This window comes from Candidatus Infernicultor aquiphilus (assembly GCF_002784285.1).
GTDB classification, from domain to species: Bacteria; Atribacterota; Phoenicimicrobiia; order Phoenicimicrobiales; family Phoenicimicrobiaceae; genus Infernicultor; species Infernicultor aquiphilus.
Genome location: NZ_PFKO01000235.1, coordinates 1 through 497, shown reverse-complemented (window position 1 = coordinate 497; position 497 = coordinate 1). Strand labels below are relative to the sequence as shown.

General features: G+C 38.6%; 1 protein-coding gene. It reads right to left on the bottom strand.

Features of this window, described 5'->3' with window-relative positions; genetic code table 11:
• Positions 1 to 29: 29 nt before the first annotated feature.
• On the bottom strand, positions 30 to 497 hold a 468-nt coding region (locus tag COZ07_RS06340), incomplete at its 5' end, for a hypothetical protein (protein ID WP_406607730.1).

Sequence of the window (497 nt, the reverse complement as noted above, 5' to 3'; positions counted from 1 at the left end):
CTATTATAGTCGTAAAGCGGGACTCCGAATTATGTTCTTAATGAGCTTTTCTTATTACAGTATTGGCATTTGACCGTGAGGAACGCATTAGGTTCTGTAATTAAGGGCAATCGACAATTGGTTGATGTGAGTTGAAAGGTTGATTGGCAGTAGGGGCAGCGAACAACAGGGTGAGGTAAACTTTCTATTTTTTCCTTTATTAATCTTCTCTCTGTACGCCTAAATGTTGGATAGAACACTATCATGTATAACACAATAAAAGCGAGTACTCCGGCACCGGAAAAAGATCTTAGTGCCCCTTTGGGATCAACAATACAAATAAGAACTACGGCGCAGAAAAGAAAAATCACAAAAACGATTACACTAACAAAATACACTATTTTTCGCTTCTCGCTTGCTTGCTCCACCTTCCTTCGCAAGTCCGTATAGAGTGTTTCTGTAAGAGTTGGTTTTTCTTCCGTTTTCATGCAAAAGAATATTCTCTTACTCCCTAAAAT